Annotated in this window: 14 protein-coding genes; 11 read left to right on the forward strand and 3 right to left on the reverse strand. The window is 70.6% G+C overall.

What is annotated here, in order from left to right; translation table 11 throughout:
• Positions 1 to 116 precede the first annotated feature (116 nt).
• The gene (rpsA, locus tag ACFWBQ_RS20790; RefSeq protein WP_385490914.1) at positions 117 to 1,631 is read left to right on the forward strand and encodes a 30S ribosomal protein S1; all 1,515 of its coding nucleotides are present in this window, start codon (positions 117 to 119) and stop codon (positions 1,629 to 1,631) included.
• A gap of 147 nt (positions 1,632 to 1,778) precedes the next feature.
• Here rpsA and ACFWBQ_RS20795 read toward each other — a convergent pair whose 3' ends face one another.
• Complete coding sequence (locus ACFWBQ_RS20795) at positions 1,779 to 2,741, reverse strand: right-handed parallel beta-helix repeat-containing protein (RefSeq protein WP_385490917.1); 963 nt, start codon at positions 2,739 to 2,741, stop codon at positions 1,779 to 1,781.
• Positions 2,742 to 3,095: 354 nt separating this feature from the next.
• Here ACFWBQ_RS20795 and ACFWBQ_RS20800 point away from each other — a divergent pair, with 354 nt between their 5' ends.
• The 4 genes from ACFWBQ_RS20800 to ACFWBQ_RS20815 all read left to right on the forward strand — a co-directional run bounded on the left by ACFWBQ_RS20800 (position 3,096) and on the right by ACFWBQ_RS20815 (position 6,744).
• Complete coding sequence (locus ACFWBQ_RS20800; protein ID WP_385491076.1) at positions 3,096 to 4,619, forward strand: flavin monoamine oxidase family protein; 1,524 nt, start codon at positions 3,096 to 3,098, stop codon at positions 4,617 to 4,619.
• Positions 4,620 to 4,700: 81 nt separating this feature from the next.
• Positions 4,701 to 5,639, forward strand: a complete 939-nt coding sequence (locus ACFWBQ_RS20805; protein WP_385490920.1) for a PAC2 family protein — start codon at positions 4,701 to 4,703, stop codon at positions 5,637 to 5,639.
• A 43-nt stretch (positions 5,640 to 5,682) separates the two neighbouring features.
• On the forward strand, positions 5,683 to 6,285 hold the full coding sequence (gene coaE / locus ACFWBQ_RS20810; RefSeq protein WP_385490922.1) for a dephospho-CoA kinase: 603 nt from the start codon (positions 5,683 to 5,685) through the stop codon (positions 6,283 to 6,285).
• A 90-nt stretch (positions 6,286 to 6,375) separates the two neighbouring features.
• Positions 6,376 to 6,744 (forward strand): tetratricopeptide repeat protein, encoded by a 369-nt coding sequence (locus ACFWBQ_RS20815; RefSeq protein ID WP_385490925.1) that lies wholly within the window; start codon positions 6,376 to 6,378, stop codon positions 6,742 to 6,744.
• Between the two features lie 38 nt (positions 6,745 to 6,782).
• Here the strand turns inward: ACFWBQ_RS20815 and ACFWBQ_RS20820 are convergent, their stop codons facing one another.
• Entirely contained in the window at positions 6,783 to 7,061 is a 279-nt protein-coding gene (locus ACFWBQ_RS20820; protein WP_385490928.1) for a DUF6343 family protein, read from the reverse strand.
• A 79-nt stretch (positions 7,062 to 7,140) separates the two neighbouring features.
• On the opposite strand from ACFWBQ_RS20820, the gene ACFWBQ_RS20825 reads away from it, so the two are divergent.
• From ACFWBQ_RS20825 to ACFWBQ_RS20835, 3 genes are all read left to right on the forward strand, one after another.
• Positions 7,141 to 8,289, forward strand: coding sequence for an ADP-ribosylglycohydrolase family protein (locus ACFWBQ_RS20825; protein WP_385490931.1), 1,149 nt, complete (start codon positions 7,141 to 7,143; stop codon positions 8,287 to 8,289).
• Positions 8,290 to 8,348: 59 nt separating this feature from the next.
• Positions 8,349 to 9,053 (forward strand): class I SAM-dependent methyltransferase, encoded by a 705-nt coding sequence (locus ACFWBQ_RS20830; RefSeq protein WP_385490934.1) that lies wholly within the window; start codon positions 8,349 to 8,351, stop codon positions 9,051 to 9,053.
• A 144-nt stretch (positions 9,054 to 9,197) separates the two neighbouring features.
• Complete coding sequence (locus ACFWBQ_RS20835; RefSeq protein WP_385490937.1) at positions 9,198 to 9,659, forward strand: DoxX family protein; 462 nt, start codon at positions 9,198 to 9,200, stop codon at positions 9,657 to 9,659.
• Here the strand turns inward: ACFWBQ_RS20835 and ACFWBQ_RS20840 are convergent.
• Positions 9,653 to 10,009, reverse strand: a complete 357-nt coding sequence (locus ACFWBQ_RS20840) for a hypothetical protein (RefSeq protein ID WP_385490940.1) — start codon at positions 10,007 to 10,009, stop codon at positions 9,653 to 9,655. The genes ACFWBQ_RS20835 and ACFWBQ_RS20840 overlap by 7 nt on opposite strands.
• 220 nt (positions 10,010 to 10,229) lie before the next feature.
• On the opposite strand from ACFWBQ_RS20840, the gene ACFWBQ_RS20845 reads away from it, so the two are divergent.
• From ACFWBQ_RS20845 to ACFWBQ_RS20855, 3 genes are all read left to right on the forward strand, one after another.
• Positions 10,230 to 11,390, forward strand: coding sequence for an SPFH domain-containing protein (locus tag ACFWBQ_RS20845; RefSeq protein WP_385490943.1), 1,161 nt, complete (start codon positions 10,230 to 10,232; stop codon positions 11,388 to 11,390).
• 124 nt (positions 11,391 to 11,514) lie between these two features.
• The gene (locus ACFWBQ_RS20850; RefSeq protein WP_385490946.1) at positions 11,515 to 14,415 is read left to right on the forward strand and encodes an SNF2-related protein; all 2,901 of its coding nucleotides are present in this window, start codon (positions 11,515 to 11,517) and stop codon (positions 14,413 to 14,415) included.
• Positions 14,412 to 15,704: an SWIM zinc finger family protein gene (locus ACFWBQ_RS20855; RefSeq protein WP_385490949.1), complete on the forward strand. Its 1,293-nt coding sequence runs from the start codon at positions 14,412 to 14,414 to the stop codon at positions 15,702 to 15,704. The genes ACFWBQ_RS20850 and ACFWBQ_RS20855 overlap by 4 nt, the downstream gene beginning before the upstream one ends.
• The last annotated feature ends 39 nt before the right edge of the window (positions 15,705 to 15,743 follow it).

Here is a 15,743-nt window from a genome sequence, read left to right on the forward strand (position 1 = left end):
CGCCTACCGGAATCCGGTGGGGTGCTTTCAAGGCTGTCCGGCTTCTTCAGAGGCGATACGGGCTTTCGGCGTAGCAGTAACTTCGACTCTCTGTCCGTACCGGAGCCCTTTCCCACATGACGAGCAGCACCGAGACCACCGCCACCACTCCGCAGGTTGCGGTCAACGACATCGGCGACGCGGACGCGTTCCTCGCGGCGATCGACGCGACGATCAAGTACTTCAACGATGGCGACATCGTTGACGGCATCATCGTCAAGGTTGACCGGGACGAGGTTCTCCTCGACATCGGTTACAAGACCGAAGGCGTCATCCCGAGCCGCGAGCTCTCGATCAAGCACGACGTCGACCCGAACGAGGTCGTCAAGGTCGGCGACGAGATCGAGGCCCTGGTTCTCCAGAAGGAGGACAAGGAAGGCCGCCTGATCCTCTCGAAGAAGCGCGCTCAGTACGAGCGTGCCTGGGGCACCATCGAGAAGATCAAGGAAGAAGACGGCATCGTCACCGGTACCGTCATCGAGGTCGTCAAGGGTGGTCTCATCCTCGACATCGGCCTCCGTGGCTTCCTGCCGGCTTCCCTCGTCGAGATGCGTCGTGTCCGCGACCTCCAGCCCTACGTGGGCAAGGAGCTCGAGGCCAAGATCATCGAGCTGGACAAGAACCGCAACAACGTGGTCCTGTCCCGCCGCGCCTGGCTCGAGCAGACCCAGTCCGAGGTGCGCCAGACGTTCCTCACGACCCTGCAGAAGGGTCAGGTCCGCTCCGGCGTCGTCTCCTCGATCGTCAACTTCGGTGCCTTCGTGGACCTGGGTGGCGTCGACGGTCTCGTGCACGTCTCGGAGCTCTCCTGGAAGCACATCGACCACCCCTCCGAGGTTGTCGAGGTCGGCCAGGAAGTCACCGTCGAGGTTCTCGACGTCGACATGGACCGCGAGCGCGTCTCCCTGTCGCTCAAGGCGACGCAGGAAGACCCGTGGCAGCAGTTCGCCCGCACGCACCAGATCGGGCAGGTTGTTCCCGGTAAGGTCACCAAGCTCGTTCCGTTCGGTGCGTTCGTGCGCGTCGACGAGGGCATCGAGGGCCTGGTCCACATCTCCGAGCTGGCCGAGCGCCACGTGGAGATCCCGGAGCAGGTCGTCCAGGTCAACGACGAGATCTTCGTCAAGGTCATCGACATCGACCTCGAGCGTCGTCGCATCAGCCTCTCGCTGAAGCAGGCCAACGAGGCCTTCGGTGGCGACCCGGCTTCGGTCGAGTTCGACCCGACGCTGTACGGCATGGCCGCGTCGTACGACGACCAGGGCAACTACATCTACCCCGAGGGCTTCGACCCCGAGACCAACGACTGGCTCGAGGGCTTCGAGGCTCAGCGCGAGGTCTGGGAGACCCAGTACGCCGAGGCGCAGACGCGCTTCGAGCAGCACCAGGCCCAGGTCATCAAGTCCCGCGAGGCCGACGAGGCCGCCGCTGCCGAGGGCGCTGCTGCCCCGGCCGCCGGCGCCCCGGCTGCCTCCGGCGGCAGCGGTGGCGGCGGCTCGTACTCCTCGGAGTCCGATGACACCTCCGGCGCCCTGGCGTCGGACGAGGCACTGGCTGCCCTGCGCGAGAAGCTGGCCGGTGGCCAGAGCTGACGCTCTGACCCCAGTCGCTCATCGGCTGTAGAGCTGTAGAGCTTGTCGGTAAGGCCCGCTCCCTTCGGGGGGCGGGCCTTACTCGTATCTGCGAACACGATTCTGCGAACCCGATGCTTCCAGCGCCTGTCCCGCAGCAGGGTTGTCCTACGGCGTGACGGCGATGTTCGTCAGTCCCTTGCCGCCGGTGACCGTGTTGCTGCTGTGGACGGTCGTGCGGCAGGTGGAGCTCTGGTTGGTGACGTTGATGGCGAGCTGCTTGTCGCCGCTGGTGCCGGTCAGGTCCGAGGCGTTGTTGCGGAACACCGTGCCGCAGCCCCAGCCGGTCTGCTGGCTGTGCGTCTCGTATCCGTTGTTCGTCGTGCGGGAACCCTTGTTGTCCTCGACCAGGACGTCGTTCCCCTTCACGTCGACCCAGGAGTCGTCGTAGTTGGCGCCGGTCAGCCCGCTGCCGTCGAAGGTGTTGCCGATGATCTGCGCCCCGGTCGTGCCTTCCTTGATGTCGATGTTCTCTCCGCCGACGCCGGGTCCGATGGTGTTGTTGAGGATCTGGACCGCGTCACTGCGGTCGGAGAGGTCGCCCGCGGACCCGACGTACACGCCCTCGCCCATGCCGCGCCCGTCGTGCCCCGTGTCGTAGATCCGGGAGTTCTTGATGACGCCGTCCTTGCTGGACTTACGGAAGTGGACGCCTTCCATGTCGAGGTCGTACACGGTCACGCCGTCGATGACGACACCACTGGCGGCGTCCGCCATGATCCCTTTCTGGCCGCCGGTGACGGTGATGCCCCGCACGGTCCAGTAGGAAGCGCCGTTGAGGTGCAGTCCGTAGCCGCCGCCGGCCGTGAGGACCGCCTTGTCGGAGCCCGTGAGGGTGATCCGGGCGGAGGAGGTGGCGGGGACGGTCGCCTTGAAGTTGCCCGTGTACGTGCCGTCTGCGAGCCGGATCGTATCGCCGGGGGCTGCGGCGGAGAGCGCCGCCTTGAGCTGGGCCGTTGTGCTCACGTCGATGACCGCCTCGGCCGCCGCGCTGCCGGCGAGGGCGAGGGACAGGCCGCCGGTGGCGAGCACGGTGGCCAGCAGGGTGGGGAGCAGTGTGCGGGTGCGCATGGGGGTGCCTTCCCGTCGAAGGGTTCAGACGTTCCACCATGTTCTCGTACATGAACATGGGGCGAGTTTCTGAATCTGCTGCCCAGTGACGGTAGGGATCAGATGTGGCCATGTCAAGGTCTGGACCATTGCCCGCACGGGCGGTGAACGGAGAGAAACATGCGGGATACACGAGTAACTGACGGCCTGTAACAAGCGCTTGCCAAGATCCCGACAACCTCAGGAACGAAGGTGAGCCAGGACATGACATACACGTCGAACACCTCTCGCATCTCGCAGACTTCCCCCGTGGCGGCCGGTGCCAGCCGTCGGAGTTTCCTGCGCAACGTCGGTATCACGGGCGGCGCGGGCGCCATGTTCGCCACCATGGGGGCGCTCGGTCTCGCGCCCACCGCGCAGGCTGCAGGCCGTGAACCCGCCTTCCGGGCGCCGAGCAGAGGGGACTTCACCCTGAAGGGGCGGGCGGCGGCGAAAGTCGTCGTGGTCGGCGGAGGCATCGCCGGTCTCGCCGCCGCATACGAACTGGGCAAGGCGGGCTACGACTGTACGGTCCTGGAGGCCCGGGGTCGCACGGGCGGTCGTAACTTCACCGTGCGCGGCGGGGATTCGACCACCGACACCTACGGCAACAATCAGACCGCGAAATTCCACGACGGGCAGTACATGAATGCCGGCCCCGGCCGGATCCCGCAGTGGATGGTCACCCTCGACTACTGCCGCGAACTCGGCGTACCCGTCGAGGTGTTCACCAACGTGAACGCCAATGCCTATATATACAACGAAACGGCGGGCATGAAGGCCCCGGTGCGTTACCGCACCGCGAAGGCCGACGTGTACGGCTACGTCGCCGAACTCCTCGCGAAGGCCACGGACAAGGGCGCCCTCGACCGGCAGGTCACCGTCGAGGACCAGGAACGGCTCCTGGAGTTCCTCAAGGACTTCGGGGACATCGGCGACAGTCTCGACTACACCGGAAGCCCCCGCCGCGGCTACCGCGTCGACCCGGCGGCGGCCGGCACCCCGGGCGAGGAGCTCGGCTCCGTACCCACCGCTTCCGAGGTGTTCGCGAGCGGAGTCGGGCGGTACTTCTCCTTCGAGTTCGAGTACGACCAGGCCATGCTGATGTTCCAGCCGGTCGGTGGCATGGACCGGATACCGGCCGCACTCACCCGGGCCGTAGGGGAGCGCCGGATCAGGACGGGCGCAGCGGTCACCGACATCACCGACACGGCGCACGGCGTGACCGTCACCTACACCCAGTCGGGACGCACCCGGACCATCGACGCCGACTACTGCATCGCCGCACTGCCGCCCAACATCCTTGCCAAGACGGCTCACAACCTCGGTCCCGCCGTCCAGAGCGCCCTGGAGGCGTGCAAGCCGTCCTCGGCCGGCAAGATCGGGCTGGAGTACCGCAGCCGCTGGTGGGAGAGCGACCACCGGATCTACGGCGGCATCACGGAGACGGATCTGGATCTGTCCCACATCTGGTACCCGTCCTACGGTCACAACGGAGACCGGGGGCTCGTCATCGGGTACTACAACTACGGCTCCCAGGCCGACTCGTACGCCGCACTCGCCCCGCGGGAGCGTGAGGCGCGCGCCGTCGCCCAGGGCGTCAAGATCCACGGTGAGAAGTACCGCACGGAACTCGCCACGTCGTTCTCCCACCACTGGCGCCAGACCCCCTATGTGGAGGCTGCCTGGCACTCCCTCTCCGGGGGCCCCGACGCTCCCGCGTTCGCACCGCTCAACGAGGCCGCAGGACACGTGTACTTCGCCGGCGACTACCTCAGCCACACGGACGCCTGGCAGCACGGGGCCTTCACCTCCGCGCGGAAGGCGGTCACCGCGCTCCACAGCCGTGTTCTGACGTAACCACCCGCGAAAGGGTGCGGGCGGGAATGCCGGTGCCGTGCGGGGTGTTCTTGTCGAGGAACACGAGGAGGAGCGGTAACCGTGCCAGATCCGCAGAGTTTGTACGAATGGGAGCCGAAGGGCCTGGACGTCGTCGACATGGCGCTCGCGCAGGAGTCGGCCGGCCTGGTCATGCTCTACCACTTCGACGGATACATCGACGCGGGCGAGACCGGCGAGCAGATCGTCGACGGCCTGCTCGAGACACTGCCGCACCAGATCGTGGCCCGCTTCGACCACGACCGACTCGTGGACTACCGCGCGCGGCGCCCGCTGCTGACCTTCCGGCGGGACCGCTGGACGGCCTTCGAGGTGCCGACGCTGGACGTGCGGGTGGTCCAGGACGCGACGGGCGCGCCGTTCCTGCTGCTGTCCGGCCCCGAGCCGGATGTGGAGTGGGAGCGGTTCGCCGCCGCGGTCGAGCAGATCGTCGAGCGGCTCGGTGTCCGCCTCTCGGTCAACTTCCACGGCATCCCGATGGGCGTCCCGCACACCCGCCCGGTCGGCATCACCCCGCACGGCAACCGCACCGACCTCATGCCCGGTCACCGCAGCCCGTTCGACGAGGCGCAGGTCCCCGGCTCCGCCGAGGCCCTCGTCGAGTACCGGTTGATGGAATCGGGTCACGACGTCCTCGGCGTCGCCGCCCATGTCCCGCACTACGTCGCCCGGTCGTCCTACCCGGATGCGGCGCTCACCGCGCTCGAGGCGATCACCGCGGCGACCGGACTGGTCCTGCCGAGCGTCGCGCACAGTCTGCGTACGGAGGCGCACCGTACCCAGACGGAGATCGACCGGCAGATCGGCCAGGGCGACGAGGAGCTCGTCTCGCTCGTCGAGGGGCTCGAGCACCAGTACGACGCGATGGCGGGCTCCGAAACCCGTGGCAATCTCGTCGCGGAACCGGTGGACCTGCCGTCGGCGGACGAGATCGGCCTCGAGTTCGAACGTTTCCTGGCAGAGCGCGAAGGCGACTCCTGAGGGCGGCTCCCGGCCGCTCGCGGGACACCTCTAGGCTCGGCGCATGCTGAAAGTGGGCCTGACCGGCGGGATCGGCGCCGGCAAGAGCGAAGTGTCACGGCTGCTCGTGAGTTACGGCGCCGTACTGATCGACGCCGACCGGATCGCGCGTGAGGTCGTCGAGCCCGGTACACCCGGGCTCGCGGCCGTCATCGAGGCCTTCGGGCCCGGGATCCTCACGCCGGACGGTGCACTGGACCGACCGGCACTCGGCACGGTGGTCTTCGCCGACCCCGAGCGCCTGGCCGCACTGAACGCCATCGTCCACCCCCTCGTCGGCGCCCGGTCCGCGGAGCTGGAGCGGGCGGCCGGACCCGACGCCGTCGTCGTCCACGACGTGCCCCTCCTCACCGAGAACGGCCTCGCCCCGCTCTACGATCTGGTCGTCGTCGTGGACGCCACCCCCGAAACGCAGCTCGACCGGCTCGTACGGCTGCGCGGGATGACGGAGTCCGACGCGCGCGCACGGATGGCCGCGCAGGCAACACGCGAGGAGCGAAAGGCCGTCGCCGATCTCGTCGTCGACAACGACGGGCCGCTGGAGGCTCTGGAGCCGCAGGTCCGCACGGTCTGGTCGGAGCTGACCGCGCGGGCCGCCGGAGGCTGAGCCCGTGCCGGGCGCGGAATACCAGGATTCGGCCGGATGTTCACATGCCGCGGACGTTGCAGTGCCGCAAGCCAGGGGAAGGATGTCGGCGTGCCCGAGAGAAACCCGGAGACCCATGTCATCGACTTCCGCGCGGCGGAGCAGCTGCTCGCCGCCCGGGATCCGAGGGGCGCGGTGAAACTGCTCGACTCGGTGATAGCTGCCCATCCGGAGAACACGGCGGCCCGGCTGCTGCGTGCCCGTGCCTTCTTCGCCGCAGCCCAACTCCGCCCGGCCGAGCTCGAATTCGAGCTCGTCCTGGAGCGGGAGCCGGACAACGCCTTCGCGCACTTCGCCCTGGCCCGCACCTTCCAGCGCGCCGGCCGTCCCGAGCAGGCAACCCGCCACTTCCGGCTGGCAGCAGCGCTCGATCCGAAGCCGGAGTATCTGAAGGCAGCACGCTTCGACGAGCGCCCCTGACCCGGTCCCCGCCCTCCGGCCCTTCCCCGCACCGGCTGTCAGTGACGTGACCTGCCCTGCTCACCGCGGTCGGGTTCGTACGGCGGAATGTCCCTTCCCGGCTGGTAGTGCGCGCCCTGGCGGATGTGGTGGACGACGACGCAGAGGTCCGTGACCGTCACCGCGAGGAGCACGCCGCACGCCGTCGCCCAGCCGACGCGTCCGGTCAGCACGAACGCCATCAGGCCGAAGGCAGCCCAGAGCATGCCCCATAGACTCAGCCAGAGTCGCATCCGCAGGGGACTGCGCGCGGTGGACGGTTCACTTCCGGTACGCATCGGCATCGCCTCTCCTCCCAGCATGAACCCGCGGTGCGGTGTACGGAAACCGATGCCGGACGGACGAGGGGAGCGGGCTGTGGACGCCACAGGACAGGGGAACGCCGGCCGGGGAAACGCCGTGTGGGGTGACGTCGTAGCCCGCCGGGCCCGGGTGCGCGGCGCACTGCTGGGCGGTGCGATCGGGGACGCGCTGGGGAACCCGGTCGAATTCCTCTCGCTCAGCGGCATCCGCCGCACCTACGGGGAGCAGGGCGTGCGGGAGCCCGTCGCGGACGCGGACGGGGTCGTCGGGCGGATCACGGACGACACCCAGATGACGCTGTTCACGGTCGAGGGTCTGATCAGGGCCCATGCCAGGGCCAGGTCGAAGGGCGTCGGCGGCTCGGAGACCACCCTCGTACGCAACGCCTATCTGCGCTGGCTCGACACCCAGAACCACCCCTCCCCGCCGACGCGGGGCGTGCAGGACACCGTACGGACCGGATGGCTCAGGCAGCACCCCTGGCTGTACGCGCGCCGGGCGCCCGGCAACGCCTGTCTGACGGGGCTCGCGGTCGGCCATGTCCCCGGCCCCGGCGCGCCTCTCGACGTACCGGGCCCCGTCAATCCGCACTCCAAGGGCTGCGGCACGGTGATGAGGTCCGCCCCCTTCGGGCTGCTCGGTGCGGAGGCGCCGACGGGCTTCGAGCTGGCCGCCCGGTGCGCGCAGATCACCCACGGCCACCCCACCGGGGCGTACGCGGCAGGAGCGCTCGCCGCGATCGTCACGCATCTGCTGGAGGGCGACTCCCCGGCGGGCGCCGTCCTGCGGGCCATGGACCTGCTGGCCCGCCATCGCGGTCACGAGGAGACGACGGCCGCGCTGCGTGCCGCGGTCGACCTGGCCGCCCACGGCCGGCCGACCGCCGAGCGGGTGGAGTCGCTGGGCGCGGGGTGGGTCGCCGAAGAGGCCCTCGCCATCGCTGTCTACTGCGCGTTGGTGCTGCCGGGAGCGGACGACGTGGCCGAGGCGCTGCTGCTCTCCGTCAACCACTCGGGCGACAGCGACTCCACGGGCTCGGTCTGCGGCAATCTGCTCGGCGCGCACCACGGGGACGTAACGCTGCCGGCTTCCTGGCTCGCCTCGACGCAGGGCAGGACCGTGATCACGGAGCTTGCCGACGATCTGTGCATGGAGCTCGAGCAGCCGGTGGTGTGGCCGGACGACCGCTACCCGCGGTGCTGACGGGGTACCGTCCGCGACGGCCCGGGAACGGGGCAGGACTTCCATCCGTTCGGCCGGGTATGAGCGGACAACTGATACGTGAGGGACATTCCGGGACGGGGCCGGGCTCCATCGCACCGGACGGCTGCGCGGTCGAGCTGTACGCGCGGCTGTCCGCCGGGAACGAACCGGATGTGATCGAGGCGGCGGTGCCCGCCGGAGCGAGCATTCTCGAACTGGGCTGCGGGGCAGGCCGGGTGACGCATCCACTGGTCGAGCGCGGCTTCGAGGTGACCGCTGTGGACGAGTCGGCGCAGATGCTGGGACACATCAGGGGCGCACGCACCGTGCGGAGCCCCATCGAGTCGCTGGACCTCGGCGACGAGAGGTTCGATGTCGTCACGCTCGCGTCGTTCCTGGTGCACTCGAGCGATCACCGCGTCCGCGAGGGGCTGTTGCGGACCTGCCGTAGGTACGTCAAGGACGGCGGTGTCGTCCTTCTCCAGCGGGAGGGTGCCGACTACCGCACCGATCTGCCGCGGGAGCGGGAGGATTCGGCCGCGGGCTGCACGATACGCATTCTCTCGGCGGAGCCTCTGGGCGACGGGGTGAGCGAGGTGCGCGCCGAGTACGTATTCGAGGACGCGCGGTGGACCCAGACGTTCCGGTCGAGGGAACTCTCCGTGGAGCAGTTCGAAGCCTGTCTTGAAGCGGCCGGACTCGCCGTCGACCGTTATCTCACCGATGACGGGGTCTGGGTGCGTGCCCGCCCCGAGCAGCCCTGAAAGAAGGTGAACCGGGGGTCCGGAGCGCGATGAGTTCCGGACCCCGGCAGGGTCTACCCCTCTGTAAGCGCCAGGAAAGCGAAGCGGCCGGGCCGCCCCCCGCACCGGCGCATGTCATCCACGACGCCCTCGGAGGAGACCCTCATGTCCGAAACCACCGCTGCCGCCCTTTCCCCCGCCGCTCAAACCACCGCCTCGCCGCGCCGCGGCCGGGTCGCCGCCGTCCTGACCGCGGCCCGGATCGTCCTCGCGCTGTTCTTCGGATTCAGTGCGGTGGCCAAGCTCGTCGCCCATGAGTCCGCGGTGGAGTCCTTCGACCGAATGGGCTGGAGCAGCGGCGCGATGTACACGATCGGCGGCCTGGAGACGGCCGGCGCCGTGGCCCTTCTGATCCCCCTGCTGTCCGGGGTGGCCGCCATGGCCTTCGCCGGGCTGCTGGCCGGTGCGTCGATCGTTCAGCTGACGCTCCTGGACCCTGCGAACGCGGTCATGCCGGCGCTTCTCATCGCCGTGGTCGTCCTGATCGCCCGGGACCGGCGGGAGCGGACCGCTGAGCTGGTCGCGCTGGTCCGGGGGCGCGGCCGTACGCGGCGCCGCGGTCAGTGAACGAACCTGTAGCTGCGCCAGGGCAGGCTGCGCGGGGAATTGACGTCGGTGACCGTGGTGGCGACGTAGGTGGTTCCGCCGCCGCTGCAGTCGCGTGTGCGGTACAGGATCATGTCGATCAGGGTCCTGTTCATGACCTCGTGAGCGCCCGAGGGGGCCATCCTGTGGCAGCCATTCACCGAGGGGCTGTTCACGCTGACGACCCTGTCCCGCCCGGTCGTGTAGGTGACCGGTCCGACGGCGGTGCGCCCGAGGCCGGAGCAGCCCGTGAGGGCGAGAGTGAGCAGGGTCGCACCTGCTGCGATGCCGGTGCGGCGTCGGCGGTCGGTGGCGGTCGCGGTGACGGACATGGGCGGGTCCTCGTCTGCTCGTCCGGCTCATCGGTACATCACAGAGACGTGCTGGTGCTGGTCACCCTGCCCGTTCCGCGGAGCCCCGGCATCCGGTGCGCGGCCGGCCGGGCCACTGACACCCGGACAGAGGTTCGACGGGTGCACAGAGCGGGCATACCGTGGTAATAGGGCGTGATGGATGGGTGCTGGAACGCACTCTCGGACGCAGGGGGCCGTGATGGTCCAGGAACTGGTGATCGCAGCGGTGGCGGCGGTCTCGGGCGGCGCGGTGTACGCGATGGCCGCGGCCCGGGTGGTCAAGCAGTACGAACGCGGAGTGGTGCTCCGGCTGGGCAGGCTCCACGACCGTGTGCGCCCGCCGGGATTCACCATGATCGTTCCGGGTGTGGACCGGCTCCGCAAGGTGAACATGCAGATCGTCACGATGCCGGTGCCCGCGCAGGACGGAATCACCCGGGACAACGTGACGGTCCGCGTGGACGCCGTCATCTACTTCAAGGTGGTGGACCCGGCGAGCGCGGTGATCGCGGTGGAGGACTACCGGTTCGCGGTCTCGCAGATGGCGCAGACGTCCCTGCGGTCGATCATCGGCAAGAGCGACCTGGACGATCTGCTGTCCAACCGGGAGAAGCTGAACCAAGGACTGGAACTGATGATCGACAGCCCGTCGGTCGGCTGGGGTGTACAGATCGACCGGGTCGAGATCAAGGACGTGTCGCTGCCGGAGACGATGAAGCGGTCCATGGCCCGGCAGGCCGAGGCCGACCGTGAGCGGCGCGCGCGGGTCATCAACGCCGACGCGGAACTGCAGGCTTCGAAGAAGCTGGCCCAGGCGGCCCAGGAGATGTCCAGTCAGCCGGCGGCGCTCCAGCTGCGTCTGCTGCAGACCGTGGTCGCGGTGGCGGCGGAGAAGAACTCGACGCTGGTGCTGCCGTTCCCCGTCGAGCTGCTCCGGTTCCTGGAGCGGGCTCAGCAGGGGCAGCCGCCCGCCGAGGTGCCGCAGCCGCAGAGCCCGTCCGAGCCGTCCTCCGAGCCCCCCGTTGGGCAGGTCGTGCCGGAGCGGGAGCCGTCCGGGTACGAGGCGGACCGGCCTCCTTCCCGGTCCGAGGCTCTTCCCCGGTCCGAGTCCCTTTCGCAGTCCGAGCCTCCTTCGCACTTCGAGACCTATGCGCCGTCCGAGGCTCATGCGCAGGCCGAGTCCCATGCGCGGGGCGAGTCCCATGCGCGGGGCGAGGATCTTTCGCGCGCCGAGTCGCGGGCCGAGCGTCTGTCGGCGCTGGATCCCCCCGCGCCGGTCGATCCCGGGACGGCACAGCCGGACTCCGGGGAGGAGCGGCAGCCCGGCGGAGCGCACGCCAGGCCCCTCACCCGTCACTGACGGAGACGTCCGCCCGCCCCGGCCTTGTGGAAACACGGGCGCGGCGGGCGTTGTCGTACCCCCCGCCTAGACTCGCGAAGACAGGGAATCAGGCACTCGGACCGAGGCGGGAGGGGCGGTGGACATGGCACAGCAGACCAGGGACGCAGCCGTCGACCGGCTGGTGCGGTGCGCGGCGGTCTTCCTGCCGGCCGCACTGCCCCGGGACGGCCGGATCGCCTTCTGGAATCCCGAGGGGGGTACCGCTTTCGCCGGCGCCGACGAGCCGTTGGACGACACCGGGGAGCCGCTGTACACCGTCACCGAGCTGACGGTCGTCGGGCGGGGCGACACGGGCACAGCCGGGCGCCGCACGGTGCCCGCGGTGCTGCTGTCCGTCGCGGATGCCGTGCCGCTGCTCGCCCACGCCCGGCACCGTGCCTCCGCCCATCCCGCCACCCGCGCCTGGGGTGCGGCCGCGCTGCACGCGCTCACGCTGGTGGCGCGCGGCAGGCTCCTGCCCGGGCTGACGGCCGACGATCACGACGCTTGGCGGGCCGGGCCCCGCGACGCGGAGGACATCGCACATCTCAGGGCTGTCGCCGCCTCGATGCCCCCCGAGGGGCACGCAGTCCCGCTGGACGGATCGCCCCTGCGGGTCCCGGCCCCCCAGGCCCTGCTCGGAGCCTTCCTCGATGCAGTGGCGGACACCCTGCCCCGTACACCTGCCGCGGGCCATGCGATGGGCGCGCCGTTCGCCGCGCGCGAGGCCCAGCAGCTGCCCGGTGCCCGCGCCTGGGCCGTCGAGGTGGCCGCCGGACTCGACGCGGGGGTGCGCGTCTCCCTCCGGCTCGACCTTTCCGGTTACGAACTCTTCGACACCTCCGGCCCCTCCGGGGAGACGGATGAGGACGCACACCCCGCCGCGGCAGCCGCCCGCCACGCCGCCGCGGCCATCACCCAGGTGCACAGCCTGGCCGACCCGACGTACGTCACCGACGCGGCGACGTTGTGGAGCGGCGGCGCGGGGGAGCCCTTCGGGCCGCGGGCCAGGATCGACGCGGTGCTCGCCCTGCGCCGCGCCGCCCGGGTCTGGCCCCCGCTGGAGCGGCTGCTGGACCAGCCCGTCCCCGACGTGCTCGCGCTCACCGAGGAGGAGCTGTACGAGCTGATCGGCGACGCGGGACCGCGACTGGCGGCGGCAGGGGTGGCTGTCCACTGGCCCCGGGAGCTCGCCCGCTCGCTCACCGCCGCGGCCGTCGTCCGGCCCGCGCCGGGCTCGGCCACCGACGGCACCTCGTTCTTCGACGCCGAGCAGCTCTTCGCCTTCAACTGGCAGCTGTCACTGGGCGACGAGCAGCTCACCGAGGCCGAGATGGACACGCTGGCCGAGGCGCACCGGCCGGTGGTGCGGCTGCGTGACCAGTGGGTGGTCGTGGACCCCGCGCTGGTACGCAAGGCGCGCAAGCGGGAGCTCGGTCTGCTGGACCCGGTGGACGCGCTCGCCGTTGCTCTGACCGGCAGCGCCGAGGTCGACGGCGAACAGGTCGAGGCAGTACCGGCCGGAGCGCTCGCCGCACTCCGCTCACGCATCCTCGACGACGACGCGACCCTCCCGCCGCCGCCCGGCCTCGACGCCACCCTTCGCGACTACCAGCTGCGGGGCCTGGCCTGGCTGGACCGGATGACCTCGCTCGGCCTGGGCGGCTGCCTGGCCGACGACATGGGCCTGGGCAAGACCATCACCGTCATCGCGCTCCACCTGCACCGGGCCCACGCCGCCCCCACCCTGGTCGTCTGTCCCGCCTCCCTCCTCGGCAACTGGCACCGGGAGATCAACCGCTTCGCACCCGGCGTCCCCGTGCGCCGTTTCCACGGCACCGACCGCACGCTCACCGACCCGGACGGCGGCTTCGTCCTCACGACCTACGGCACGATGCGGTCCAGCGCGGACCGGCTCGCCGAGCACACCTGGGGACTGGTCGTCGCCGACGAGGCGCAGCACGTGAAGAATCCGCACTCCTCCACCGCCAGGGCGCTGCGCACCATCCCGGCCCCGGCCCGCGTCGCGCTGACCGGCACCCCCGTCGAGAACAACCTCTCCGAGCTCTGGGCGCTGCTCGACTGGACCACTCCCGGGCTTCTCGGCCCGCTCAAGGCGTTCCGGGCCCGGCACGCCCGGATCGTCGAGAACACCGGCACCGCGGCGGGCCTGGGCAACGAGGAGGCGGTCGAGCGGCTCTCCCGGCTGGTCCGCCCCTTCCTCCTGCGCCGCAAGAAGTCCGACCCGGGCATCGCGCCCGAGCTGCCGCCGAAGACGGAGACCGACCACCCCGTCTTCCTCACCCGGGAGCAGGCCACGCTCTACGAAGCGGCCGTGCGCGAGACGATGGCCTTCATCGAGCAGTCCGAGGGCATCGCCCGCCGTGGCCTGATCATGAAGCTGCTCGGCTCGCTCAAACAGATCTGCAACCACCCCGCGCAGTATCTGAAGGAGGAGCCGACCCGGCTCGTGGGTCGCTCGGGCAAGCTCGCCCTGCTGGACGAGCTCCTCGACACGATCCTCTCCGAGGACGCCTCCGTCCTGATCTTCACCCAGTACGTGTCGATGGCCCGCCTCCTCTCCGCCCATCTGGCCTCCCGCTCCGTCCCCTCCCAGCTTCTGCACGGCGGTACCCCGGTGCCGGAGCGGGAGCGGATGGTGGACCGCTTCCAGTCCGCCGAGGTCCCCGTCTTCCTGCTCTCCCTCAAGGCGGCCGGCACCGGGCTGAATCTCACCCGGGCCGCCCACGTCATCCACTACGACCGCTGGTGGAATCCTGCGGTCGAGGAACAGGCAACCGACCGTGCGTACCGCATCGGCCAGACCCAGCCCGTGCAGGTGCACCGGCTCATCGCGGAGGGCACCGTCGAGGACCGGATCGGCGAGTTGCTGGAGTCCAAGCGCGCCCTCGCCGATGCGGTGCTCGGGTCCGGCGAGGCCGCTCTGACCGAGCTCAGCGACCGTGACCTGGCCGACCTCGTCTCGCTCCGGAGGACACCATGAGCCCGGCAGCGGCCCGTCCCGCGGCCCGTCCCGCGGCCCGTCCCGGCCCCGACGATCTGCGGCGCACCTTCGAGGCGGTGCCCGCCCGGGCCTCCGAGTCCGCGGAGCCCTTCGCGGACAGCTGGTGGGGGAGGGCCTGGGTGGACGCCCTGGAATCCCTGTCGATGGACGAGGGGCGGCTCGCCCGCGGCCGCACGTACGCCGACGGCGGCCAGGTCGCCGCGATCACCGTCACCCCCGGCCGGGTCATCGCCTACGTCCATGGCAGCCGCCCCCGCCCGTACCGCGCGGAGCTGCGCCTGCGTACGTTCTCCGCCTCCGACTGGGACACCTTCCTGGACGCCGCCGCGGCGCGGCCCGGGCATCTGTCCGCGCTGCTCGACAAGGAGATGCCGCACTCCCTGATCGACATGGCGGGGGAGACCGGCATCCGGCTGCTGCCCGCCGCCGGTGACCTCGACCCGGACTGCTCCTGCCCGGACCGCGGCTGGCCCTGCAAGCATGTGGCGGCGCTCTGCTTCCAGACGGCACGGCTCCTGGACAGCGACCCCTTCGTCCTGCTGCTGATGCGCGGCCGGGGCGAGCGCGAACTCCTCGACGAGCTCGGCCGCCGCAACGCCGAACACTCCGCCCGCGAGCGCCCCGCCGTCCCGGCCATGCCCTCGGTTCCGGCGGACGAGGCTCTGGCCGACCGTTTCCTGCCGCCGCTCCCGGCGCCTCTGCCCGTGCCGCCGTATCCCGGGCAGCCGCCTTCCTACCCGGATCTGCCCGGGGCCCATGACCCGCTGTCCCTGGACCACCTCGCCTCGGACGCGGCGGCGCGCGCCCATGCACTCCTGACGACCGGGGACGATCCCATAGCCGGTCTCAGCACCTGGCAGGACGCGGTGCGCATCGCCGCGTCCCGGCCCACCGCCGGGCTCACCGCCACCACCCGGGCGCTCTACCGCGAGCTGGCCCACGCCACCGGCCGCAGCACCACGGACCTGGCCCGCGCCGTCGCCGCCTGGCGGCAGGGCGGCCCCGCGGGCCTCGCCGTCCTGGAGAGCCCGTGGGACCCACCGGCCGGCCCGTTCGACCGGGCCCGCCCCGCTCTCGTGGCGGCCGGTCACCCGCGTTTCCAGCCCTGGCACAACCGCCTGACGAACGCGGGCGGAACCCTCCAGCTCCGCTTCGGCCACGACGGCCGCTGGTACGGCTACGAATCAGACCGGGGCGAGGACGACTGGTGGCCCCGCGCCACCCCGGACACCGATCCGGTGGGCGCGCTCACCGCCCTGCGCGGCTGACGCATCGTCGGCTCTGCGTGGAGGAGCGGCAGGGCGTGG

It is taken from the genome of Streptomyces sp. NPDC060035 (genome assembly GCF_042736635.1).
Lineage (GTDB): Bacteria > Actinomycetota > Actinomycetes > Streptomycetales > Streptomycetaceae > Streptomyces.